We start from the raw sequence: 21,673 nt of genomic DNA, 5'->3' as shown, positions 1-21,673 counted from the left end.
CGGCGTGATGTATTTCGCTTCAATCGGCGAGACGACGGGCAATGACCAGATGGCCGGGCGTTGGCTGGCCATCTTCCATGCGGACGTTGATGTCGGTGATTTCGACGAGTTCGAAACCCGTCGCAGTCAGCCGCTCGCGTACATAGGCTTCCGAATGGGCGAAGCGCTGATGCGGGCCGACCATATAGGGACGTCCAGCCATGGTCGCCTCAGGCAGGGTCTCCGAAGAGAAGATGAAGAGGCCGCCTGGCGTCATGTTTTCGGCTGCGCCAAAAAAGAGCGGTTCCAGGGCGCCGAGATAGGGTAGGACATCCGTCGCGGTGATGAGATCGAAGGCATCCTCATCGTTGTCGTCAAGGAAATCCTCGACCTCAGCGACGAAGAGCGTCTCGTAGATGTCCTTCTCATGGGCGACTTCGACCATGTTCTCGGAAATGTCGATGCCGGTGATATCCTCGACGATATCGCGCAACGTGCCACCCGTCAGGCCCGTGCCGCAGCCGAGATCGAGCATGCGCTTGAAGGGGCCGAGACCAAGCGCCTGCAGGCGCTGGCGCACGAGAACCGGGACGTGGTAGCCGAGCTGCTCCACCAGCACATCCTCGAAAACCTCAGCATGCTGATCGAAGAGCGTCTCCACATAGGCATCAGGCGCCTTGACCGGCGTTTCGCCGCGTCCCATCGAGGCGATGCGCACGGCTGCGCCGCCATGATCCTCCGGGTCGAGAGCCAGAACATGCTCGTAGGCCTGCACCGCAGCGTCGATATCGCCGGCCTTCTCCAGCGCCAATGCCCGGTTATAGGCTTCCGCCAGAGCGTCTTCGTCGATCTTCTTCTTTGCCATGGTTACAGGCCCTTCCTTTTGTCACGCAGGCATTAAGATGCCTGATCGGCTTTTGCAATGCTTGCCGTGCAGGCGCAGAATATGACCTTCGGCATAGGCGGCTTGGGGAGGGCGCTATCCGGACAAAAAATAAGGGAGGAACCACCATGGACAATGAACTCACCGCACCCAACCCGACAAGCGGCCCGGCGGAGCGCGGCCGCCCCTCCTTGCCGTCGACGTCGGCTGAAGTCACCAATACGCTGACCCATTATTATCGGGGTGAATTGGGGAGGATGACGAGTTGGCGCGATCGCATCGACCGGACATCGAACTGGGCGATCACGGTGGTTGCGGCTCTACTGTCCGTGTCGCTGTCGACACCGACATCGCATCACGGTGTTTTGCTGTTCGGCATGATGCTGATCACCCTGCTGCTGATGATCGAGGCGCGGCGATATCGCTTCTTCGATGTCTACCGCTCGCGGGTGCGGCAATTGGAGCGGCACTATTTCGCCCAGATTCTGGCGCCGCAGGCCGAACTCAGTTCCGATTGGGCGCTGCCGATCGCGGCCAGCCTTCGGTCTCCGCGGCTTTTACTCAGCTATGCAGAGGCGGCGCAGCGGCGGTTAAGGCGCAATTACTGCTGGATGTATGGAATCCTGCTCCTTGCTTGGATATTGAAGATTTCAACACCGAGACTCCAGACGAATGGTGGCGTGCAAGAGATGCCGCACTCGTGGAGCTATATTATCGAGAATGCGGCACTCGGACCGATGCCCGGCGAAGCGGTCATCATCCTCGTCGTGGTATTTTATGCCTTTGTCCTCTACGGCGCGCTCCGTCGCGGGCCGGACGACGGGGATTTCATCCATGGCGAGGCGCATGTCTGACGGCGGCACAGCCGATCGCGACGTCGTCCAGGCGATCCGGCTGCTTAGTGCAGGATGAATTCTCCTTTTAGCGCCCGCCATTCGGTTGCTGAAATCAGCTTGCGATGGACATAGCGCACGGAATGCAGCGGGCCATCCAGCGTTTCCTGCCAGAATTTCAGGAAGCCGTGCATTTCCGGGAAGTTCGGGGCGAGATCATAGTCCTGCCAGATATAGGTCTGCAGGAATTGCGGATGATCGGGTAGGCGGTAGAAGATCTGCGCCGTGGTCAACCCATAACCCTGCAACTGCTTTTGCATGTCGTCGTGCATGAGCTTTCTCTTTCCGTTCCCATTTTTTCGTGACTCATGGTCACTCAAATATGGAAACAGCAGATGATAAACTCAAGCTTTACAAAAATGTCATGAACCAAATTTATTCACAGAAATCAATGTGTTAGCAGCATCTATGTGGGAGTGCTGCCAAGGTTGCGCCTGGGCGCAGCCTTGGCGAGATCAGCGCTTGAGATGCCGCGTCAGCCGGCCTTCCATCCGTGCCCAGCCATTCCGCATGAGTTCCACGATCACGAGGTAGAAAATCGCTGCCCAGAGATAGATCTGGTAATCATAGGTGCGTGAGAAGGCATAGCGGGTCTCGCCCATCAGGTCGTAGACGGTGATGATGGAGACGGTGGCCGAGCTCTTGATCAGCAGGATGATCTCATTGCCGTAAGGGCGGAGCGCCACGATGAGCGCCTGGGGAATGATAATCTTGCGGAAGGCGATCCAGGTATGGATACCAAGCGCGCTGGCGGCTTCCCGCTGGCCCCTCGGCACGCTCTGAATGGCGCCTCGGACGATTTCCGTCTGATAGGCGGCCGTGTTCAGTGTCATGGCGAAGACGCCGCAATAGAAGGGATCCTTGAAGAACCACCAGAGACCTATGTCTTCGAGCAACCAGCGGAAGCTCGGGAAACCGTAATAGACCATGAAAATCTGGGCCAGCAGCGGCGTGCCGCGAAACAGATAGACATAGCAATAGGTCAGCGTGCTTAGAAATTTATTGCTCGACATACGGGCGAAAGCGAGCGGTATCGAGAGGATGGCGCCGAGGATGAAGGATGTGGCGACCAGTTTGATCGTAATGCCCAGGCCATGCAGAAGCCTCGGGCCGTAGGTTTCGAGCTTGTCGACGTCCCAGCCGAAGACGATCATCGCCAGCAGCGAAATACCGAGAATGGCCCAGAGGGTCAGAAAGAAGTAACCGGCAATGCGCGCCTTGGACAGTTTCCTGACCGTCTCCGGCGGTGCCGGTCGCGCGGCGATCAGAACTTCGGCATGGCTCATCGATGGACCTCCGCGCGTTTAGCCCATCGATCGAGATAGAAGAGGCCGACGGAAGAGATGACGGCCAGTGTCAGATAAAACAGGCAAGCGATGGAATAGAAGGTGAAAGGTGCCTTGGTGGCACGAACGGCAATCCCCGTCTGCCTGATGATGTCGGCAAGACCGATGATGGACACGTAGGACGTATCCTTCAGCAGGTTCATCCAGAGGTTCCCGAGATTTGGCAAGGAAATACGTACGAGTTGCGGCACGATGATAAGCCGCATGGTTCGCGCCCGATGAAATCCAAGGGCATCACCCGCCTCATACTGACCTTTGGGAATGGCTTTGAAGGCAGAGAGGAGGACTTCCGAGCAATAGGCGGAAAAGACGATCGCCAGGGCTACCATGCCGGCCGCGAATGCATTGATCTCGACGGGGCCATTGTAGCCGAACTTGGCAAGCAGCGATTGCAGAAGGATCTGCATGCCGTAGTAGATGATGAAAAGCGTCAACAGTTCCGGCAGGCCGCGGAAAATCGTCGTGAAGACACCTGCCGCAAGCCGCAGCGGCCTTTCCTCGGATTGTTGCGCGAGCGCCACGAAGAAGCCGATGACGATGCCGAGCGGCAGCGTCAGCACCGAGACGGCGATGGTTATCTTCAAACCGCCGGCCAGTTCGTCGCCCCAGCCCGTGTCGCCGCAAGCAAGCATGGTGTCCGGGCGGAACATGCTGAACACGGTGAACAGTCCCGCAGGACCGCACAATGGGTCAAAAATCGTAGTCAACCAGGTCCACAAGGAACCAAGGGCGGAAAACAATCCGCTCATGCTGTATTTCCCCTAGCGGCTTTTGCCGCGTTTCTGCTTATATTCTTCTCGTTGTCAAACAAAAACGGCGGAAGGGCAAGCTTCCGCCGTCGTCTTTTCCCAGGGAATCGACGGGCGATCAGTCGCCGTAGACGTCGAAATCGAAATACTTGTCCTGGATCTTCTTGTAGGTGCCGTCAGCGCGGATCGCGACGATCGCGGCGTTCAGCTTGTCCTTGAGGGCCGTATCGCCCTTGCGCACGGCAATGCCAGCACCGACGCCGTTGATGACCGGATCGCTTTTCAGCGTGCCGAGCATCTTGCAGCAATTGCCCGCATCGGACTTCACCCATTCGGACAGCACGACGACGTCATCGATGGCTGCATCGATGCGGCCATTGCTGAGGTCGAGCTTATATTCGTCAGCCGACGGATAGAGCTTGAGCTCGGCATCCTTCAGGTGCGCAGAGGCATAGTTTGCATGCGTCGTGGACGACTGCGCACCAATCGTCTTGCCCTTCAGGGCCTCATCGGTCGCTTCCTTGAGAGCGGAGTCCTTCGGAACGGCGATTGCCGGCGGCGTGTTGTAGATCTTGTTGGTGAAGTCGACGATCTTCTCGCGCTCGGGCGTGATCGACATGGACGAGATGATCGCGTCGAACTTCTTGGCCTGCAGGGCTGGAATGATACCGTCGAAATCCTGGTTCACGAAGGTGCACTTAACCTTCATGTGATCGCAAAGCGCATTGGTTATATCGATGTCGAAGCCGACGAACTTGCCGCCGGCGTCAAGCGATTCGAAAGGCGGGTAGGTCGCGTCCGTGCCGAAGACGATCGTGTCGCCGTCGGCAAGCGCCGCACCGGCGACGAGCGACATTGCGGCGAAGGACGCGGCGGCAAGAAGACGAGTGGAGATGCGCATATTGACCCTCTCTGTTGGTGGCCGGCAGCCCATTATTGTTTTTGGCAGACGGCTCGAGTGGAGCGGACCGGTGGCCCGCCTTGCGGCGATATTCGTACTTTTTTTCTGGAAAATGCAACTGGAATTACGAAGGCAACCTGCCTTTGCGCAATGCCGCCGCAATGCAAGCCCGTCACAGGGAAATCTGAACGAAACCCATCCGCTGCGTTCAGCCAGGGTTAATTGCGGCAACCTAATAGTGCGGGGAACATATAGCGGCTTGCCGCGATTCAGCCTCACGAGAACCGAAAATTGGCCGGGATCTTGAGGCAATCGCCTTGCCGCTGAGATTCGCAATTCGGCGGACAAAGATCATAAGAGGAGACCCCTATGGGAAAGCGATCCAGACTATTTGCCAGCGCCGCGTTTCCGCTGCTTTCGCTATCGCTCGCCTTCGAGCCGGCAGCAGCGGCGGCACTTCGTGAACAGCCCATAGCACCGCTGAACAATGGCATCGGTGATGTGGCCGCGATGGCCCTCGACACCAGTTTCGAGGTGGCGCAGCAGGAAGCGCCGGCAGCTCAGCCCGATGAGGAGCAGCTCAAGCACAAGAAGCCTGCCGAAGGCGGAGAGGGGCAGAAACATCAGGGTGGCGGCGAACAGCAGCACCAGATGAAGCAGGCTGAGCCCGAGGGTGAGCCGCAACAGAAGGCGCCGAAGCAGCAGCAGCCGGAAGCCCAGCCACCGAAGGCCGAACATCAGCAGCCTGCTGAACAGGAGCAGCCGAAGCCGCAGAAGCAGCAACCGGCCGCGGAAGCCCCGCCCGAACCGAAAAAGCAGCGCCAGCAACCGGCTGAAGAGCAGCCTCAGGCACAGCCCGAAGCCAAACCGCAGCCCAAGGCTGTCGCTCCCGAGGCAGAGCCACAAGCCCCGCAGCCGAAGCAGAAGGCCAAGCAGCCGGAAGCAAAACAGCCTGCGGAGCAAGAGCAACCGAAGCCGCAAAAGCAGCAGCCGGCCGAAGCGCCGCAGCCGAAGGTAGAGCAGCAGCCTGCTACGGAAGCGCAGCCGGAAGCCCAGCCGCCGAAGGCCAAGCCTGGTGCGAAGGCACAGCAGCCGGCTCCGACCGAGAAGCAGGCTCCCGCCGCCAGCGAACAGCCGAATCAGGAGGCTCAGCCTGGAAAGCGGGCGCAGCCCGAACAGAACGCCCATCCCAAGCCGCAAGGTCAGACCGAGGCTCCGGCAAAGCAGCCTGCCGAGCAGCAGCCGGCACCGGCCGGCGAGCCTACCCAGGGACATAAGGCACAGCCGGGAACGCAGGCTCAGCCCCAGACGCAGGCGCAACCTGAGGCCCAGCCCGGGACACAAGCGACACCTGGCGCCCAGCAGGGCCAGAAGCAGGGTAGCGATAAAACTCACGGCAAGCAGCCGCAGAACCAGCAGGGCGAGCAGCCCGCAGCCAATCCGCAGCAGCCGGCCCAGCAGGGCACGCCGCAAGGACAACCCGCTCAGGCTGGCAACCCGGCGACGCCGCAGCCCGGCAGGCAGCAGCCCGCCAATGGCGCCGCGACGCCGGCCCAAGGTAGTGCAACGGCTCCCGCCGCAAACGGCAATGGCCAGCAAGCTGGCGAAATCCAGGTGCCTCCGGCCGAGCAGGTCTCGCCGCAGGAACTGGAGCGCCGCAAGAAGATCGCGGAAAACCCAGCCTCTGCCAATGGTCCCGTCATCCTGCCGGTCGAAAACGGAAGCGCGGTTCTGGACAGCCAGAAGGATGCGGTTCGTCGAGGCGAGCATCGGAACAACGGACAGAACCCCGCTGCTCCGGGCGCCCAGGGTGGTGGTGGACAGGCGGGTCAGGCTCAGCAGAGCGGACAGGCTCAGAATGCTCCGACCCAGCAGCCACCACCGGCCTACACCAAGCCGCCGACCTCCGATGCCGAGGCGCAGCGCGCGGCAGCCGGCGCCCAGCCGCAACCGCCGGTCAAGATGGAAGCCGTGACCAGCGAGCAGGGCCGCCGCATCGATCGCCGGCCGGACTTTGCCCCACCGCAGGGAACGACGGTCCAGACCATCATCAATCAGGACAACCGGACCATCGTGAATGTCGACAACACCTATGTCGTTCGTCACGACGACAGCGAGCGCTTCATCCGAGGCGGCGAGCGGCCGGTCTACGAACAATTGCCGCGCGACCGCTATCGCGAAACGATCGATCAGCCCGATGGTGATCGCGTCGTGACGATCCGCAACCGGTATGGCGACATCATCCAGCGCTCGCGCATCGACGCCAGCGGCCGTGAATATGTGCTGTTCTATTCGCCGGAACTGGAAGATCGTCCAGACAATGACGACTACTTCCGCGATCCGGGCGACAGCCTGCCGCCGATGCGACTGCTCATTCCGCTGAGCCAGTACATCATCGACACGGCATCGAACCGCAACGCCGACTATTACGACTTCCTGCGTGAGCCTCCGGTCGAGCCGGTCGAGCGCATCTATTCGGTCAATGAAGTCCGCTATTCGGCTCGTATCCGAGACAAGATCCGCCGCATCGACCTCGACACGATCACCTTCGCAACGGGCAGCGCCGAGATTCCGATGTCGCAGGCGAGCACCCTTCGCGGTGTCGCCGATGGCATGTTGAAGATCATCAAGCGCGATCCGACAGAAACCTTCCTGATCGAGGGCCATACGGATGCGGTGGGTTCGGCCCAGAGCAATCTGATCCTGTCGGACCAACGTGCGGAATCGGTTGCCAACGTACTGACGGATGTCTACGGCATTCCTGCCGAAAACCTGGTTACTCAGGGCTATGGCGAGCAGTATCTCAAGGTGAATACGCTCGGTCCGTCGCAGGAAAACCGCCGCGTCACCATCCGCCGCATTACGCCGCTGGTGCGTCCGGTCGCATCGAACCGGTAAGGATCAGCTTACAGCCTGATAGATGGCAGGGCCGCCGGGAAACCGGCGGCCTTTCTCATTTCGGCTGGTTGCCGAGGCCCACTTTTGCAGCGATGAAATCGGCGATTGCGATCGTGTCGTCGAGGTCGAAAACGACGAGCGAACCGGCGTCTTCAACCGGGTGGTCCGCGGCGATGGCCACGATGTGAGGGTCTTGCGGGGCGAGCGGTTCGCGCTTTGCCGCTTCCAGCCGGCGCGCCTCGATCTTCGGAATCGGTTCGCGCTTGTAACCTTCGATCAAAACGAGGTCGCAAGGGGCGAGACGCGCCAGTATTTCTTCGAAGGTCGGTTCGGGCGCGCCGCGCAATTCGTGCATGATGGCATAGCGCGTGCCTGAAACGATGGTGACTTCATGCGCGCCCGCCTCGCGATGACGAAAGCTGTCGGCGCCGACCTTGTCGATATCGAAATCATGATGCGCATGCTTGATGGTCGAGATGTGATAGCCACGCCGGGTGAACTCGGTGACCAGCCGTACGGCAAGCCCCGTCTTGCCGGAATTCTTCCAGCCGGCGATGCCGAAGATTTTGGGCCGAGATTTCGTCATGACGTGCGTTCCAAAGCTGCCAGCCATGCCTCCGCTTCGGCGAGATCGGCTGGTGTATTGATGTTGAAGAAGGGGTCGAGAGGCCCGATTGCCGTTTGGATAGCGGGAAACTCCACCCGCCGCACTTTATGCCGGGCGAGGAAATCTCTCACGCGCCGCTTTGCGTCCGTGGCGATCCATCGCTCCAGATCGTCGGCTGCGGAGACGGGCCAGAGACCGAAAACAGGATGATCCTGACCAAGAGATGCGGCAATGGCAATCTCGTCAGGGCCGTGAATGACCTCGGCGAGGCGGGCGATAAGATCGGCTGGAAAAAAGGGGCTGTCTATGGGGAGAGTGGCGATATGCGAGACTTCAGAGTAACGCGACCGCGCGTCCTGCAACGCAGCGAGCACACCTGTGAGCGGCCCCAATTTACCGGGAATTGTGTCCGGTATGAGCAGCATCCCCATAGCGTCTGGCCAATCGGCATCCGCATTCAGTGCGATTGGCTTGCTTTGCCGTTGCTCAATCTTGGAGACGATGCGGGCGAGCAGGCTTTCGCCGGCGAGCGGTGCGAAGGCCTTGTTTGCGCCCATGCGACTGGAACGGCCGCCCGCAAGCAGAACGACGGGAATATCTTCGGGATTGGCGATGAAATCGGACATGGTTGCGACCTCAGGCGGGAACGCGGGGTTCTGATTCTTGCGCGACGGCCTCGGCCGCCCGCCGTTTGCTTTCGCGATAGAAAGTATAGATGCCGGAGGCGATGACAACGGCAGCGCCGAAAACAGACCATCCGTCCGGCACCTCGCCAAAGGCGATCAAGCCGAGCAGGGCCGACCAGATGAGACTGAGATAGCGGAAGGGCGCGACGAAAGAGATTTCGCCCGTGCGCATGGCCAAGATGACGCTCTGGTAGCCGATCAGCACCAGCACGGAGGCCAGCAGGATCTGCAGGAGCGATGTCGTGCTCACTGGCTGCCAGCCGCCGAAGGGGACGATGCACAATGCTCCGAAGATCGATATGGAAATTGCAGTGCAGAGCGTGACCATTAGCGACGGCACGGACTTGTCGATGCAGCGTGTTGCCAGATCGCGGGCGGCGGTCGCAAACATGCAGGCGATGGCAAGGAGGGCTGCTGTTGTGAACCCGTCTCGGCCGGGCCTGATGATGATCAGCACGCCGACGAAGCCGACGGCAATGGCCGTCCATCGCCTCCATCCCACAGGCTCCTTCAGGAAAATCATCGCGCCGAGCGTCACGGCAAGCGGGACGGCCTGCTGGATAGCGGAGGCATTGGCGATCGGCATCATTCCAAGAGCGGTGATGTAGGTTGCTGCCGCTAGAGCTTCGCAGGCGATGCGCAGCGCAATCATCGGCTGCAGGATGACGCGCCAATTGCGCAGGGCGCCCATTCTGCGGGCGAGCAGATAGACGAAAAAACTCGTGAACAGGCCGCGGATGAAGATGATTTCGCCTGCATTCATCGTTGCTATGACCGTCTTGGACAAAGCATCGCTGCAGGAGAAGCCGGCCATGGCAGCCGCCATGAAGAGCGCACCCTGCGTATTCTTGGTCAGTCGCATAAGAGATGAGTCCCCGATATACCCATCTGGATTAGCGCCGTTTTCGGCAAATTGGAATCGGCTGTGCTTTGGGTGCAGTTGAATTCGATTGTGCAGTGCGGCGAAATTGCTGCGAAAGAAAGGTTGGTTTTTCGCGTAATGGTCGCGAAATGATACGGCGGTTGTAATTTTTTTGCCAATGCGAAGAGTTTCGGGCAGGCGATTAATCCTTATTCAATCTTATTTCCCGAGGCTCACAGCGGTTTTGCATGAGGCAGAAGCACCTACCGCAGCGCAGCAGGAATGACGATCCCGCCTCCGCTGGAGATTTTTAATAATCCAGTTGAGGCGCCGCATGTTTTTCATTGATCGTCTTTTGCAAGGTCGCAGGATTGTCACCAAGGTTCTAATTTTCGTGGTGCCGCTGGTGGTTCTCATCGCCGGTGTCGGCCTCGTCGGTTATCACACCGCCAATATTCTGAATGGTCACATGACCGTGACGCGCGCCACGATCGAAAATATCAGCGATTTCGAGAACCTGCAGGCCGCCCTGCAGGAATTCACCGGATCGCCTTCGGAAGAGACGCGCCAGGCACTGGCCGACAAGATCGATGCGCAGGAACAGGGTGTCCGTCGATTGAGCGGGCTGCTCAGCGACGATCAGCGCGCCAAAATCGTTCCGGTCACCGAGCTCGCCGCCAAGATGCGCACGCAGGAAGCCACGCTCTGGTCTATCAAACAGAAGCAGGACAGCGACGTCGAAGCCATCCGGAAGGCGGTGCAAAATGTCGAGGCGACCGCCAAGGCGGCCGGCAAGCAAATCGACATCATCCGCAAGGATTTCAGCGACAAGGAGACCTTTGCCAAGGAACTGCTTTACGATGCTGCGGCCTATAAGGGCCTTTCGGAGAAGATGAGCAATCTGCGCATTCAAGTCCAAATGGCAGCCGACTCCACGGAAGAAATTTCCGATGCACGCACCTACGCCGATGCCATCTTGAAGCAGGTGACGGTTTCAAAGGCGCTGGTTTCAAAGCGCGGTGCGGGCCTGGTCGCGAATGCCTCCGATGCTGCCGACAAGCTCGACGCGGTACTGAAGGGTTCCGGCACGCCCGATCAGAAGGTCGAGGCCATGGGGCCGATCCTGCAGAGCTTCGTGAAGATCGAAGGCGAGATGACGCTGCAATCGGCCAAGAACAGCGATACCGCCGCCGATCGTTTCGTCAGCCTCGACAAGATCATCGATGGCCAGAAAGAGCTTCTGGATCACGTGGATCAGGCACTCGGTCTCGTCGATCGCCTGACCCTGCATGCCTCGCGTATGGAAAATGTCCGCGATGCTGCATCGCGCGAGCCAGTGCTTACGGACCTCAAGGATCTGCAGAGCGTTGCTGCCAGGATCTCGGAACTTGGCCAGACCAACGCCACCATGCGTGATTTTTCCGCTCACATGAAGCCGCTGATCGACGGCCTGACCAGTGGATCGGCCGATCTGCTTCAGACGGCCGCCGACTGGAAGACGACGCGCGTTCAGTCCAATACCCTACTGGCCGATGCGATGACCTCGCTGCGTGGCTTTGTCGCCCAGGCGCAGGAACTCGGCAAGGAAGACAGCGAGCGCTCGGCCAATGTCTCGGTCATCGCCATGATCGTCGGCACGCTGCTTGCCATCATCGGCGGCCTCATGCTGGTGGAAACCCTGCGCGGTCCGCTGAAGCGTGTCACCGATGTCATGACGCGCCTTGCCAGCGGCGACTTGGAAGTCGCGATCGACGGCCGCAATCGCGGAGACGAGATCGGCGACATGGTGCGCTCCGTCAGCGTCTTCCGCGATGCCGCGCTCGAAAATGTCCGGCTGGAGCGGGAGGCTGAAAGCGCCCGTGCGCTCTCCGCCGAAGAGGCTGCCCGCCGCGCCGCCGAGCGCGCTCGCATCGAAGCCGAGCAGAAGCAGGCGCTCAATGCGCTGGCCGATGTTCTCGCCAAGCTTGCCGACGGCAATCTGGAGGAGGGCATGCGTGAGGATCTTTCCGCCGATTTCGTGGAAATGGCCTTCACCTACAATCATGCGGTCGAAGCTCTGCGCGAAACCCTGACGGACGTTCGCTATACGGCCGAGGAAATCAAGGGCGGCACCGGCAACCTTGCCATGTCGGCTGACGATCTGGCGCGGCGCACCGAACAGCAGGCGGCCGCTCTTGAGGAAAGCTCGCGGGCGCTGCATCGCCTCAGCGACGTCGTGCGCTCGACCGCTGATCGTGCACGGCAGACGGCGACCTCCGTCAACGAGACGCAGGCTTATGCGACGCAATCGGGCGAAGTGGTTGCCAAGGCTGTGGGCGCCATGAGCGAGATCAACCGTTCCTCCGAGAAGATTGCCACGATCATCGGCGTCATCGACGAGATCGCCTTCCAGACCAACCTCTTGGCGCTAAATGCCGGCGTCGAGGCTGCCCGCGCCGGCGAAGCGGGCCGCGGCTTTGCCGTCGTCGCGCAGGAGGTGCGCGAACTGGCGCAGCGCTGTGCCAATGCGGCGAAGGAGATCAAGGGCCTGATTTCGGCAAGTTCTGCCCAAGTGCAGAATGGCGTACATCTGGTCGAGCAGACCGGCGCGGCACTGGCTGAGATCATCAACCATGTCACCGGCGTCCAGCGGCTGGTTGCCGATATTTCCTCTGCCACCACCGAGCAGTCGACCGGTATCGAGGAAGTGACCCGCGCCGTCTCTGAAGTCGAGCTGATCACGCAGCGCAACGCGGCCATGGTCGAGGAGAACAATGCGGAGATCCACGGCCTTCGCCAACGGGTCGACATGCTGTCGGAAAAGATTGACCGCTTCCGCACCGGCGATGGCGAGGTGGAATATGCGAGCTACAGCACTCCGGATGCGCGGTATCGCGCCGCATAAAGCAGTGCTTTAGATAAGACTAATAACCGATTGATACGCCGGCTAATGGTCCGGCGCATTTTGGTTGAAGTTTACTGTCGCGATCACGGCGCCGTGGACGAATTACCGGCCGAGATTCAGCGTTTCACCGTCGGCGGGGATTAACAGGCGCGACGGATCGAGGCCGCTGGCCTCTGCGGTTTGGCGAAGATCCTGGCGTGTGACGGTCGCGTGATCGAGTGCTTCCATATGGGTTGCGACGATAGTCGCTTGCGGGGCGAGGCGGCTGACTTCGAGCGTCTGTTTGTCGTCCATGACGATCAGGTCGCCGTCCCAACGGGCGCCGCAGGAATGGGTGACGATAATATCGGGCGAGAATTCACGGATCGTTTCGGCGACTGGAGGGTAAAGCACGGTATCGCCAGCCCAATAGACGGTGGGTTCGCCATCGGCCTCCAGCGTGAATCCGATGACCGGGCCCATCTTTTCCACTACCGGTCCGACACCGTGGCTGCCCTGCCGCGGCGTGATTGTCAGCTCTTGCCAAGTCATCGATTGCGCAAGCGGGGTGACATTTGTGAAGCCGGCGTCGCGGATACGTCCTTCGTCACCGGGTTGGCAAAGGATCGGCAATGTTTTCGGCACGCGCTCCTTGGCCACAGCATCGAAATGATCGGTATGCAGATGCGATACAATCACCAGCTCGACGCCCTGGAGAATATCGTCGATCGAACGTGGCAGTTCCGTCATCGGATTGGGAGAGCGGCCAGTGAAGGACGGAAGACTATGGCGCGGTGCAAAGTAAGGGTCGATCAGCAGCACATGGCCGCCATAGCTGATCTTCAGCGTCGCGTTGCGAATAAGCTCAAGCTGCATGTAGATTGTCTCGATTTAATTTAACCGCCGGTAACGCTCATGTGGCGCGCGACCGCCGGGCGGTTGTGCGTGCGGTCGATGATGAAGTCATGACCTTTGGGCTTGCGGGTAATGGCTTCATCGATTGCGGCGTGGAGCAGGGCGTCATCCTCGCTTGCGCGCAGCGCTGTGCGCAGGTCGGCCGCATCGTTCTGCCCCAGGCACATGTAAAGCGTGCCCGTGCAGGTGAGCCGCACGCGATTGCAGCTCTCGCAGAAATTATGGGTCATCGGCGTGATGAAGCCGAGGCGGCCGCCGGTCTCTGTGACTTCGACATAGCGGGCAGGGCCGCCTGTCTGGTAGGGAATATCCGTCAGCGTGAACTGATGCTCGAGATCGGCGCGCAACTGGGAGAGAGGGAGATATTGATCGGTGCGATCCTCGTCGATCTCGCCCATGGGCATGGTCTCGATGACGGTCAGGTCCATGCCGCGACCATGCGCGAACCGCAGCAGGTCGGGAATTTCGGTATCGTTGAAGCCTTTGAGCGCGACGGCATTCAGCTTGATCTTCAGGCCGGCCTTCTGCGCCGCGTCGATGCCTTCCATCACCTTGGAGAAATCTCCCCAGCGGGTGATCGTACGGAATTTATCAGGATCCAAAGTATCGAGCGACACATTGATGCGCCGGACGCCGCTATCGTAAAGTTCTTCGGCATGGCGGGCGAGCTGAGAACCGTTGCTCGTCAGGGTCAATTCGTCGAGTGCGCCATTTTTCACGCTCTCGCCGAGTTTGCGGACCAGAAACATGATATTCTTGCGCACCAGAGGTTCGCCGCCGGTAAGCCTGATCTTGCGCACGCCCTTGGTGATGAAGGCGAAACAGAGCCGGTCGAGTTCTTCCAGCGTCAGCAGATCCTTCTTGGGCAGGAAGGTCATGTGTTCGGCCATGCAGTAGGTGCAGCGGAAATCGCAGCGATCGGTGACGGAAACGCGCAAATAGGTGACCGCGCGCCCGAAAGGGTCAATCATCGGGCTTCTATCCGCTGCCAGCGGCGAGGCGCCGCCTATCGTACCGACAATGCTATTCACTCAAATCTCCATCACACTGCTAATGTGTGCATAGGCGATTGTTGCGTCAAGGAAAATGACTTTCAATTATACTTGCGTGTGGAGCTGTGGCGGCATAATTCTCGGAAAGACGCTGAAAGACATGGGAAAATCGATGAGTGACGTTTGGCCGACCGAATTGCGGGTTTCGAAGGATCGCCGTCACCTCATGGTGACGTTCGATAACGGCACGAGCTTCGACTTGCCGGCCGAGATGCTGCGGGTGCTGTCTCCCTCCGCGGAGGTCCAGGGACATGGACCGGGACAGAAGGTTACCGTGCCGGGCAAACGTAATGTCGGCATCATGTCGATGACGCGGACCGGCAACTATGCTGTTCGCATCGGGTTCGACGACATGCACGACACGGGAATTTTCACATGGGCCTATCTGCGCGAGCTCGGAGAAAAGGGTCAGGAGCTTTTCGCGGCCTACGAGGCTGAGCTGAAGGAAAAGGGTCTCAGCCGCGACCCGGTCAGAAAGCCGCACTAGAAAATCTCCAGTAACGGACAGGGGGCGTAAGCATGATCCTTGGGGGTAGGGAAAACTGGCTTCGCGCCAAGGGCAGCAAGAACGAGAGCAAGGTTTCCTTCGTCGAGCTGTTTTTCGATCTGGTCTTCGTTTTCTCGATCTCGCAGCTTGCGCATGCGCTGGCTGAGCATTTCACCCCATTGGGGGCGCTCGAAGCCATCATGCTGATCTTTGCGGTGTGGTGGGTCTGGGTTTTCACGGCGTGGGTGACGAACTGGCTCGATCCCGACCGCATGCCGGTGCGTATCATGCTGTTTACGCTGATGTTTGCGGGACTTATCCTCTCCGCTGCAATCCCCGAGGCTTTTGGCGAGAAGGCGATTTTCTTTGCCGGCGCCTACGTCTTTATGCAGGTCGGGCGCTCGCTGTTCACAGTCTATGCCCTGAAGAATGTCAGCGCCGCTAACCATCGCAACTTCCTGCGGATCACTTGCTGGCTTGTCTTGTCCGGCATTTTCTGGATTTCAGGGGCGCTGGTGGAAGGCGAGGCTCGTATCGTGCTTTGGCTGATCGCACTCGTTATCGAATATTCGGCTCCGGCACTCGGCTTCCGGGTTCCCGGCCTCGGCAAATCGACGACGGCGGACTGGGATGTATCGGGCGCCCATCTGGCCGAGCGTTGTGCGCTGTTCATCATCATTTGTCTCGGCGAGGCCGTTCTGCAGGCGGGCAAGACCTTTGCAGAGCAGCCGGTGACGCCGTTGATCGTAGCAGTATTCATTACCGCTTTCGTCGGCACGGTTGCTCTGTGGTGGATTTATTTTCAATTCGGTCATGAAAGGGCGGCCCATCGCATCGAGCATGACGACACGCCCGGCAGCCTCGCGCGGCAGGCGTTTACCTATGCGCATATTCCGATCCTCGCCGGCATTATCCTAAGCGTCGTTGGAGATGAATTTCTCTTTGCTCATCCACATGATGCCGCCGACATGCACGCTGCAGCTGCGCTACTCGGCGGACCGGCGGTCTTTCTCCTTGGAAATCTCTGGTTCAAAGGGGTAACCACCGGCCGGCCGCCGCTATCGCATATGGCGGGGCTTGTCGGGCTGGCGCTGTTGCTGCTTACCTTGCCGATGGTTGTGGTCTATCAGCTCGGCATCCTCGCCACGGCCGTACTCGTCGTCGTTGCGATCTGGGAATTCGCCTCGCTGAACCGGGTCGTTCCTTCGGCGCGCTCAGCCGGCGATCATTGATCGCCAGCAAGCTCCAGCGGTTCACGTTCTTCCTGTAGCAGGAGACTGACGACGCGTTCCATGTGCACGGTGATCGCTTCACACTCTTCGATCGGCGCATCCGAGAGCATCCGGTCGATGAGCGCGGTCTGGACGATCATGGCTTCCTCGGTTACACGGCGCCCTTCCTCCGTCAGGTAGAGGCGAAGCACGCGTTTGTCCTGCTTGTCGCCGCGCCGTTCGATCAGCCCCCGCTTTTCCATCTGCGGCAGCAACATGCTCATGTTGGAGCGGCCGACCAATAGCTTGCGGGCGAGTTCCTGCTGGGAAATGCCTTCAAAGCGAAACAGGTTGACGAGAATGTCGAGGTGCGGCGGCTTAATGTCGAGATGCGCCAATGCCCGTCCGAGTGATTGTTGCATCAGCTGGCAGGCGCGCGCCACCGCGATCCAGCTTCGAAAACGCGGATGGTCCCAGGGAAGGGGTTGATTTTTGTTCATCGTTGTACTTTATTGTTCATAGTTGAACATTATCGGATTCCCACTATGCCATCCTTTGCGCTCAAGGTCACCCGGTCGAGTCTCGCCGGTCTCGAAAGGCTGTCTCCGCGGCTCGCCGGCAAGGCGGCTTTCTGGCTTTTCTGTCTGACGCCTTCGCGTCGCCCACGCGGCTCGAAGGCCAAGGCGGCGCATATGGAAGGCAGGCAGCGTCTTCTCGCAGCAGAGCAGGTGATGCTGCCGCTTCCGGGCGGCCGTGCCATGGCCTACCGCTTCAACGGCGGAGCCAAGGGAACGCGCAAGCGCTATCTCGTGGTCCATGGCTGGGGTTCCAGCAGTGAATACATGTCTGAACTGGCCGCATTCCTTGCCGACGATGGAGCGGAGGTGATCTCGCTCGATCTTCCCGGGCATGGTCGCTCAGGCGGGCGGTTCTTGAATGTGCGTTTGGCCGTCTCCGCCATTGCCGCGGCGTCGGCCCGTTTCGGAGCCTTCGATGCCGCGATCGGACATTCTTTCGGCGGCGCATCGCTGACGCTGGCATCTGCAGGCTTTCTGCCTGGCATCGAACCGATTCGGCCAGGCAAACTGGTGTTGATCGGCGCGCCGAGCGCCATGGGCTGGCTGTTTAAGGATTTCGGCCGCCTGATGCGACTTGGACCAGCGACGCAGGCGGCCCTGGAAGACGAGGTTCGCCTGGTAACGGGCAGGACGCTCGCTTCCTATGACCAGAAGCGCGACCGCCTCGATCCGAGCCGGCCAGTTCTTGTCATCCATGCCGAGGATGACAAGGAAGTGAGCGCCGATCACGCGCACGGCTATGCTGCTGAGGGCGCGCATGTCCGTATCTTCTGGGCCAACGGTTTCGGGCACCGGCGCATTGTGAGTGCTGCACCCGTGCTTGACGCCATCCAGAGCTTCCTTGCCGAAGATATCGAGGAGGAAAATCCGCTCGAAAATCATGACGGGACGGTGCTATCGTTCTACCGAACTCCGCTGCGTCGCTCGTCATAACGATGTCTGCGCCGCCTCGGATCTGAGTGGATTGCCACAGAGAAGCGTGAGGCCGCATGCACATCGTCACATCCGTCGAGGAACTGAAGCAGCTCTATGGCGACGCCGGTGAAGCGTCGATCACGAAGGTAACGAGCGTCCTGACACCACTTTATCGCCGGATGATCGAAGCGTCGCCCTTCATGGCTCTGGCAACGGTCGGGCCTGAAGGGCTTGATTGTTCACCGCGCGGCGACTTGGGTGGAGTCGTTCGTGTGGAGGATGAGAAGACCCTGCATCTGCCGGATTGGCGCGGCAACAATCGCGTCGACTCTCTTGCGAATATCGTGCGCGATCCGCGCATAGCGCTGATGTTTCTGATCCCGGGATCGAATACGACGATGCGGCTCAATGGTCGGGCTGTCGTCTCGATCGAGCCAGCATTGCTCGACAGTTTCGAGATGGATGGGAAGCATCCGCGCTGCGTTGTCGTCATCACGATTGAGGAAGTCTATTTCCAGTGCGCGCGAGCGGTGATGCGGGCCGAGCTGTGGAATGCGGAGCGGTTCGCCGATCCGGCAAGTCTGCCGAGCCCAGGCATGATGCTTAAGGCTGCAAAGGCCGATTTCGACCAGGAAACCTATGACCGCGAGGCACCGGCGCGGGCCGCCAAGACACTCTGGTAAACAAGCCGCCGGCATGCCTGGGAAAGCAGCGCCGGCGGTTGGTTGGCTTCGCTTCTAATTCTTGTAGATGAGCCAACTTTTGGTGAAATCCTTCTGCATGCCGTCCTGATAGACGCTGCTGCAATTGCGGCCGGCATTCTTGGCGCAGTAGAGCGCCAGATCGGCCTTGTTATACAGCTCTCCCGAATCGGCTGCTTCCGAAGCCATGCAGATGCCGAGGGAGAGGGTGATCGGACCATAATCGACCCTGGTGCGCGAATTCTTGAACGGCGTCGCTTCCAAGGTGCGACGTACCCGTTCGCAGACCGTCGTAACGTCTTCGATGCTGGTGGCTTCCAGAATGAGAGCGAATTCCTCGCCGCCGACGCGGGCGACAAAAACATCGCGCCGGACATTGGTGCGGATGATGGAGGCGACGGTGGCGAGAATCTTGTCGCCGACCGGATGGCCAAAAGTGTCGTTGATCCGCTTGAAATGATCGATATCGGCAAGCACCAGAGCGGTCGTCGGCCTGGTCAGCTGATTGTCGAAGATCGAGACCAGCCGGTCCTCGAAGGCGCGACGATTGGAAAGCCGGGTCAGTGCGTCGGTATTGGCGATGCGCTTATATTCGTCCAGTTCCTTGCGAACCAGCTCCATTTCCTGGCTCCGCTGGACGACGTTCTCGACCGTCTTTTCACCATGAGCCATGGTGTCGCCTGTCGCTGCGGCGAGCATGTCGATGGCGCCGCGCAGCAGTTCGGCGCTGTTGTGGCTCCTCGAACTTATGCTCTCACAGGTCTCGCCAAGCAGGCGATTGTAGCTTTGGAGCGTCGTCTGTTCCTGGCGCAGGGCGCGCAGGACGGCATCGAGTTCGGTGGTCAGACGGGTATGCGCATCGTCGAAGACACGACCCGCGTGATGCGGAAAATATTTGGCTCCGATGTCGTCCAGCTCTTCCTGGGTGGCGCTCTTGCCGAGGGCTGCCAGTTCACGGGTGAGAGCGAGATTGGAGCCTATATAAGCTTCGTAGAAAAGTTCGTAATTGCGCGGAATAGGTGCGATCCCCATGGATCGCATGGCGTATGTAATCTGCCCTGCCACGTCGGGAATTTGCGCCTTGGGCGCAATCGCCGTACTCATCGTGAGCTCCGTAACATGTATTGGTTAAATCCCTTCTTTATCTATGCAAAGATTCTTTGAGAAAATATTAAGGACGTGATTGTGAAAAATCCTCTGTGATTACGGTTTTATTCGGAAATAATTACAATTGAAGGATGGTTTTACAGAAGGGGCGCTGATGCGCCCCTTTCGATATGTTCGATCGCAAGTGGTTTTTCTATCCAAGATTGAGTTCCTGGAAGAAATCGTTGCCCTTGTCGTCAATGACGATGAAGGCGGGAAAATCCTCTACTTCGATCTTCCAGACGGCTTCCATGCCGAGTTCCGGATATTCGAGAACCTCTACCTTCTTGATGCAATCCTGAGCAAGGCGCGCTGCCGGACCGCCGATGGAGCCCAAGTAGAAGCCGCCGTATGTCTTGCAGGCTTCGCGCACGGCGCGCGAACGATTGCCCTTGGCGAGCATGACCATGGAGCCGCCGAAGGACTGGAACTGGTCGACGTAGCTGTCCATGCGGCCCGCGGTTGTCGGGCCGAAGGAACCGGAAGCATAGCCAGCCGGTGTCTTTGCCGGGCCGGCGTAATAAACCGGATGGTTTTTCAGGTATTCCGGCATGCCTTCGCCTTTTTCCAGGCGCTCGCGGATTTTGGCATGCGCCAGGTCGCGTGCCACGATGATCGTGCCGGTGAGCGACAGCCGTGTCTTGACGGGATGTGCGGATAGTTCTGCCAGGATATCCGCCATAGGCCGGTTGAGATCGATGCGGACCATGGACTCCGAGAGCTTGGCTTCATCGATCTCGGGCATGTACTTGGACGGATCGGTTTCGAGCTGCTCGATGAAGATGCCGTCGCGCGTAATCTTGCCTTTGGCCTGGCGGTCGGCGGAGCAGGAGACGCCGAGGCCGATCGGCAGCGATGCGCCGTGGCGGGGCAGGCGGATGACGCGGACGTCATGGCAGAAATACTTGCCGCCGAACTGGGCACCGACGCCGAGGCTCTGCGTGAGCTTGTGGATTTCCTTCTCCATTTCGATATCCCGGAAGGCGTGTCCGCTTTCGGAGCCTTCCGTGGGAAGACAGTCGAGATACCGTGTCGAGGCGAGCTTGACCGTCTTCAGGTTCATCTCCGCAGACGTGCCGCCGATAACGATGGCGAGATGATAGGGTGGGCAGGCCGCCGTACCAAGCGTCAGGATCTTCTCTTTCAGGAAGTCCAGCATGCGATCGTGGGTCAGCAGGGAGGGTGTGCCCTGATAGAGGAAGGTCTTGTTTGCCGAGCCGCCGCCTTTGGCGACGAAGAGGAATTCGTAGGCGTCGGTGCCTTCCTCATAGATATCGATCTGCGCTGGCAGATTGTTTTTGGTGTTCTTTTCCTCGAACATCTTGATCGGTGCGAGCTGCGAGTAGCGCAGGTTCTTCTTTTCATAGGCATCGAGTACGCCCTTTGCCAGCGCGCTGCTGTCGCCGCCCTCGGTCCAGACGCGGCGGCCTTTCTTGGCCATGATGATGGCTGTGCCGGTGTCCTGGCACATCGGAAGCACGCCGCCAGCGGCTATATTAGCATTCTTCAACAGATCGTAGGCGACGAAGCGGTCGTTATCGGTGGCTTCAGGATCTTCGAGGATTGAGGTGAGCTGTTTCAGGTGGCCGGGGCGCAGCAGGTGGTTGATATCGGCGAAAGCCGTCTCGGCGAGCAGGCGGATGCCCTCGGGTTCGACGGTCAGGATTTCCTGGCCCTTGAAGGTGTCAACGGAGACGTAATCGCTGGAAATCTTGCGATAGGGAGTGGCGTCATCGCCGAGAGGAAAGAGATCGTCAGCCATTTGGGAAACCTTTCAAGCCGGATGGCGGGGAAGATGTTTGGAAACGATCTAAATCCGGCTTGAGGCAAAAGCAATTGTTTGGCTGTCGGTCGACATTTCAAAATGGGAGATTGTCGACGGGTATGCGCAGGACGGGGTGAGTCTTTTTTGATGCTGAGGCCCTGTGCCCGGCCCCTCACCCTAACCCTCTCCCGCTTGCGGGGAGAGGGACTTGTTCCGCATTTGCAGCACCGACTGAA

General features: G+C 59.5%; 20 protein-coding genes. 7 read left to right on the top strand and 13 right to left on the bottom strand.

What is annotated here, in order from left to right:
- Positions 1-19 precede the first annotated feature (19 nt).
- Positions 20-844 carry a methyltransferase domain-containing protein gene (locus AC13RC_RS10705; RefSeq protein ID WP_145317122.1) on the bottom strand — a complete coding sequence of 275 codons (825 nt, stop codon included), beginning with the start codon at positions 842-844 and terminating at the stop codon, positions 20-22.
- A 146-nt stretch (positions 845-990) separates the two neighbouring features.
- On the opposite strand from AC13RC_RS10705, the gene AC13RC_RS10700 reads away from it, so the two are divergent.
- Complete coding sequence (locus tag AC13RC_RS10700) at positions 991-1,716, top strand: DUF2270 domain-containing protein (RefSeq protein ID WP_488557123.1); 726 nt, start codon at positions 991-993, stop codon at positions 1,714-1,716.
- Between the two features lie 44 nt (positions 1,717-1,760).
- Here the strand turns inward: AC13RC_RS10700 and AC13RC_RS10695 are convergent, their stop codons facing one another.
- From AC13RC_RS10695 to AC13RC_RS10680, 4 genes are all read right to left on the bottom strand, one after another.
- Positions 1,761-2,027 carry an usg protein gene (locus AC13RC_RS10695; RefSeq protein ID WP_488557122.1) on the bottom strand — a complete coding sequence of 89 codons (267 nt, stop codon included), beginning with the start codon at positions 2,025-2,027 and terminating at the stop codon, positions 1,761-1,763.
- 183 nt (positions 2,028-2,210) lie between these two features.
- Positions 2,211-3,041 (bottom strand): ABC transporter permease, encoded by an 831-nt coding sequence (locus AC13RC_RS10690; RefSeq protein WP_113354598.1) that lies wholly within the window; start codon positions 3,039-3,041, stop codon positions 2,211-2,213.
- Positions 3,038-3,850, bottom strand: coding sequence for an ABC transporter permease (locus AC13RC_RS10685; RefSeq protein ID WP_113333086.1), 813 nt, complete (start codon positions 3,848-3,850; stop codon positions 3,038-3,040). Before AC13RC_RS10685 ends, AC13RC_RS10690 begins: the two co-directional genes overlap by 4 nt.
- A 118-nt stretch (positions 3,851-3,968) precedes the next feature.
- Positions 3,969-4,751, bottom strand: coding sequence for a lysine/arginine/ornithine ABC transporter substrate-binding protein (locus tag AC13RC_RS10680; RefSeq protein ID WP_488557121.1), 783 nt, complete (start codon positions 4,749-4,751; stop codon positions 3,969-3,971).
- 369 nt (positions 4,752-5,120) lie between these two features.
- On the opposite strand from AC13RC_RS10680, the gene AC13RC_RS10675 reads away from it, so the two are divergent.
- Positions 5,121-7,649 carry an OmpA family protein gene (locus AC13RC_RS10675; RefSeq protein WP_488557120.1) on the top strand — a complete coding sequence of 843 codons (2,529 nt, stop codon included), beginning with the start codon at positions 5,121-5,123 and terminating at the stop codon, positions 7,647-7,649.
- Positions 7,650-7,704: 55 nt separating this feature from the next.
- On the opposite strand, the gene mobB is transcribed toward AC13RC_RS10675, so the two are convergent.
- From mobB to AC13RC_RS10660, 3 genes are read right to left on the bottom strand one after another with little or no spacing between them, the layout of a single operon-like run.
- Positions 7,705-8,235 (bottom strand): molybdopterin-guanine dinucleotide biosynthesis protein B, encoded by a 531-nt coding sequence (gene mobB / locus AC13RC_RS10670; RefSeq protein WP_488557119.1) that lies wholly within the window; start codon positions 8,233-8,235, stop codon positions 7,705-7,707.
- On the bottom strand, positions 8,232-8,882 hold the full coding sequence (gene mobA / locus AC13RC_RS10665) for a molybdenum cofactor guanylyltransferase MobA (RefSeq protein ID WP_113333090.1): 651 nt from the start codon (positions 8,880-8,882) through the stop codon (positions 8,232-8,234). The genes mobB and mobA overlap by 4 nt, the downstream gene beginning before the upstream one ends.
- Positions 8,883-8,892: 10 nt before the next feature.
- Positions 8,893-9,804 carry a DMT family transporter gene (locus AC13RC_RS10660; protein ID WP_488557118.1) on the bottom strand — a complete coding sequence of 304 codons (912 nt, stop codon included), beginning with the start codon at positions 9,802-9,804 and terminating at the stop codon, positions 8,893-8,895.
- Between the two features lie 334 nt (positions 9,805-10,138).
- Here AC13RC_RS10660 and AC13RC_RS10655 point away from each other — a divergent pair, with 334 nt between their 5' ends.
- Positions 10,139-12,688 carry a methyl-accepting chemotaxis protein gene (locus AC13RC_RS10655; protein ID WP_488557117.1) on the top strand — a complete coding sequence of 850 codons (2,550 nt, stop codon included), beginning with the start codon at positions 10,139-10,141 and terminating at the stop codon, positions 12,686-12,688.
- 102 nt (positions 12,689-12,790) lie between these two features.
- Here AC13RC_RS10655 and AC13RC_RS10650 read toward each other — a convergent pair whose 3' ends face one another.
- Complete coding sequence (locus AC13RC_RS10650) at positions 12,791-13,543, bottom strand: MBL fold metallo-hydrolase (RefSeq protein WP_488557116.1); 753 nt, start codon at positions 13,541-13,543, stop codon at positions 12,791-12,793.
- 20 nt (positions 13,544-13,563) lie between these two features.
- Positions 13,564-14,613 (bottom strand): GTP 3',8-cyclase MoaA, encoded by a 1,050-nt coding sequence (gene moaA / locus AC13RC_RS10645; protein ID WP_488557115.1) that lies wholly within the window; start codon positions 14,611-14,613, stop codon positions 13,564-13,566.
- A 133-nt stretch (positions 14,614-14,746) separates the two neighbouring features.
- Here moaA and AC13RC_RS10640 point away from each other — a divergent pair, with 133 nt between their 5' ends.
- Together AC13RC_RS10640 and AC13RC_RS10635 are read left to right on the top strand one after the other, a co-directional pair.
- Positions 14,747-15,121, top strand: coding sequence for a gamma-butyrobetaine hydroxylase family protein (locus AC13RC_RS10640; RefSeq protein ID WP_145317140.1), 375 nt, complete (start codon positions 14,747-14,749; stop codon positions 15,119-15,121).
- 32 nt (positions 15,122-15,153) lie between these two features.
- On the top strand, positions 15,154-16,353 hold the full coding sequence (locus AC13RC_RS10635; RefSeq protein ID WP_183811045.1) for a low temperature requirement protein A: 1,200 nt from the start codon (positions 15,154-15,156) through the stop codon (positions 16,351-16,353).
- Here the strand turns inward: AC13RC_RS10635 and AC13RC_RS10630 are convergent.
- Positions 16,347-16,832 carry a MarR family winged helix-turn-helix transcriptional regulator gene (locus tag AC13RC_RS10630; protein ID WP_488557114.1) on the bottom strand — a complete coding sequence of 162 codons (486 nt, stop codon included), beginning with the start codon at positions 16,830-16,832 and terminating at the stop codon, positions 16,347-16,349. The two genes, AC13RC_RS10635 and AC13RC_RS10630, sit on opposite strands and share 7 nt — an antisense overlap.
- 45 nt (positions 16,833-16,877) lie before the next feature.
- Here AC13RC_RS10630 and AC13RC_RS10625 point away from each other — a divergent pair, with 45 nt between their 5' ends.
- Together AC13RC_RS10625 and AC13RC_RS10620 are read left to right on the top strand one after the other, a co-directional pair.
- Positions 16,878-17,843: an alpha/beta hydrolase gene (locus AC13RC_RS10625; protein WP_488557113.1), complete on the top strand. Its 966-nt coding sequence runs from the start codon at positions 16,878-16,880 to the stop codon at positions 17,841-17,843.
- Between the two features lie 56 nt (positions 17,844-17,899).
- A complete protein-coding gene (locus tag AC13RC_RS10620; RefSeq protein ID WP_488557112.1) occupies positions 17,900-18,508 on the top strand; it encodes a pyridoxamine 5'-phosphate oxidase family protein in 609 nt (202 codons plus the stop codon).
- 54 nt (positions 18,509-18,562) lie between these two features.
- On the opposite strand, the gene AC13RC_RS10615 is transcribed toward AC13RC_RS10620, so the two are convergent.
- On the bottom strand, positions 18,563-19,630 hold the full coding sequence (locus AC13RC_RS10615; protein ID WP_113333099.1) for a GGDEF domain-containing protein: 1,068 nt from the start codon (positions 19,628-19,630) through the stop codon (positions 18,563-18,565).
- 196 nt (positions 19,631-19,826) lie between these two features.
- Entirely contained in the window at positions 19,827-21,434 is a 1,608-nt protein-coding gene (locus AC13RC_RS10610) for a fumarate hydratase (RefSeq protein WP_488557111.1), read from the bottom strand.
- Positions 21,435-21,673 lie beyond the last annotated feature (239 nt).

The sequence above is a fragment of the Martinezella sp. CNPSo 3890 genome (assembly GCF_057784455.1).
Note: the sequence above shows the minus strand (reverse complement) of the source record. Positions and strands in the feature narration are given on the sequence as shown.

Bases quoted from the DNA above. Each gene is read 5' to 3' on its own strand.
- AC13RC_RS10660 (WP_488557118.1), bottom strand. From the start codon at position 9,804: ATGCGACTGACCAAGAATACGCAGGGTGCGCTCTTCATGGCGGCTGCC.
- AC13RC_RS10640 (WP_145317140.1), top strand. From the start codon at position 14,747: ATGAGTGACGTTTGGCCGACCGAATTGCGGGTTTCGAAGGATCGCCGT.
- AC13RC_RS10690 (WP_113354598.1), bottom strand. From the start codon at position 3,041: ATGAGCCATGCCGAAGTTCTGATCGCCGCGCGACCGGCACCGCCGGAG.
- AC13RC_RS10615 (WP_113333099.1), bottom strand. From the start codon at position 19,630: ATGAGTACGGCGATTGCGCCCAAGGCGCAAATTCCCGACGTGGCAGGG.
- AC13RC_RS10705 (WP_145317122.1), bottom strand. From the start codon at position 844: ATGGCAAAGAAGAAGATCGACGAAGACGCTCTGGCGGAAGCCTATAAC.
- AC13RC_RS10700 (WP_488557123.1), top strand. From the start codon at position 991: ATGGACAATGAACTCACCGCACCCAACCCGACAAGCGGCCCGGCGGAG.
- AC13RC_RS10650 (WP_488557116.1), bottom strand. From the start codon at position 13,543: ATGCAGCTTGAGCTTATTCGCAACGCGACGCTGAAGATCAGCTATGGC.
- AC13RC_RS10610 (WP_488557111.1), bottom strand. From the start codon at position 21,434: ATGGCTGACGATCTCTTTCCTCTCGGCGATGACGCCACTCCCTATCGC.
- mobB (WP_488557119.1), bottom strand. From the start codon at position 8,235: ATGACGAAATCTCGGCCCAAAATCTTCGGCATCGCCGGCTGGAAGAAT.
- mobA (WP_113333090.1), bottom strand. From the start codon at position 8,882: ATGTCCGATTTCATCGCCAATCCCGAAGATATTCCCGTCGTTCTGCTT.
- AC13RC_RS10625 (WP_488557113.1), top strand. From the start codon at position 16,878: ATGCCATCCTTTGCGCTCAAGGTCACCCGGTCGAGTCTCGCCGGTCTC.
- AC13RC_RS10675 (WP_488557120.1), top strand. From the start codon at position 5,121: ATGGGAAAGCGATCCAGACTATTTGCCAGCGCCGCGTTTCCGCTGCTT.
- AC13RC_RS10620 (WP_488557112.1), top strand. From the start codon at position 17,900: ATGCACATCGTCACATCCGTCGAGGAACTGAAGCAGCTCTATGGCGAC.
- AC13RC_RS10630 (WP_488557114.1), bottom strand. From the start codon at position 16,832: ATGAACAAAAATCAACCCCTTCCCTGGGACCATCCGCGTTTTCGAAGC.
- AC13RC_RS10655 (WP_488557117.1), top strand. From the start codon at position 10,139: ATGTTTTTCATTGATCGTCTTTTGCAAGGTCGCAGGATTGTCACCAAG.
- AC13RC_RS10685 (WP_113333086.1), bottom strand. From the start codon at position 3,850: ATGAGCGGATTGTTTTCCGCCCTTGGTTCCTTGTGGACCTGGTTGACT.
- AC13RC_RS10695 (WP_488557122.1), bottom strand. From the start codon at position 2,027: ATGCACGACGACATGCAAAAGCAGTTGCAGGGTTATGGGTTGACCACG.
- AC13RC_RS10635 (WP_183811045.1), top strand. From the start codon at position 15,154: ATGATCCTTGGGGGTAGGGAAAACTGGCTTCGCGCCAAGGGCAGCAAG.
- AC13RC_RS10680 (WP_488557121.1), bottom strand. From the start codon at position 4,751: ATGCGCATCTCCACTCGTCTTCTTGCCGCCGCGTCCTTCGCCGCAATG.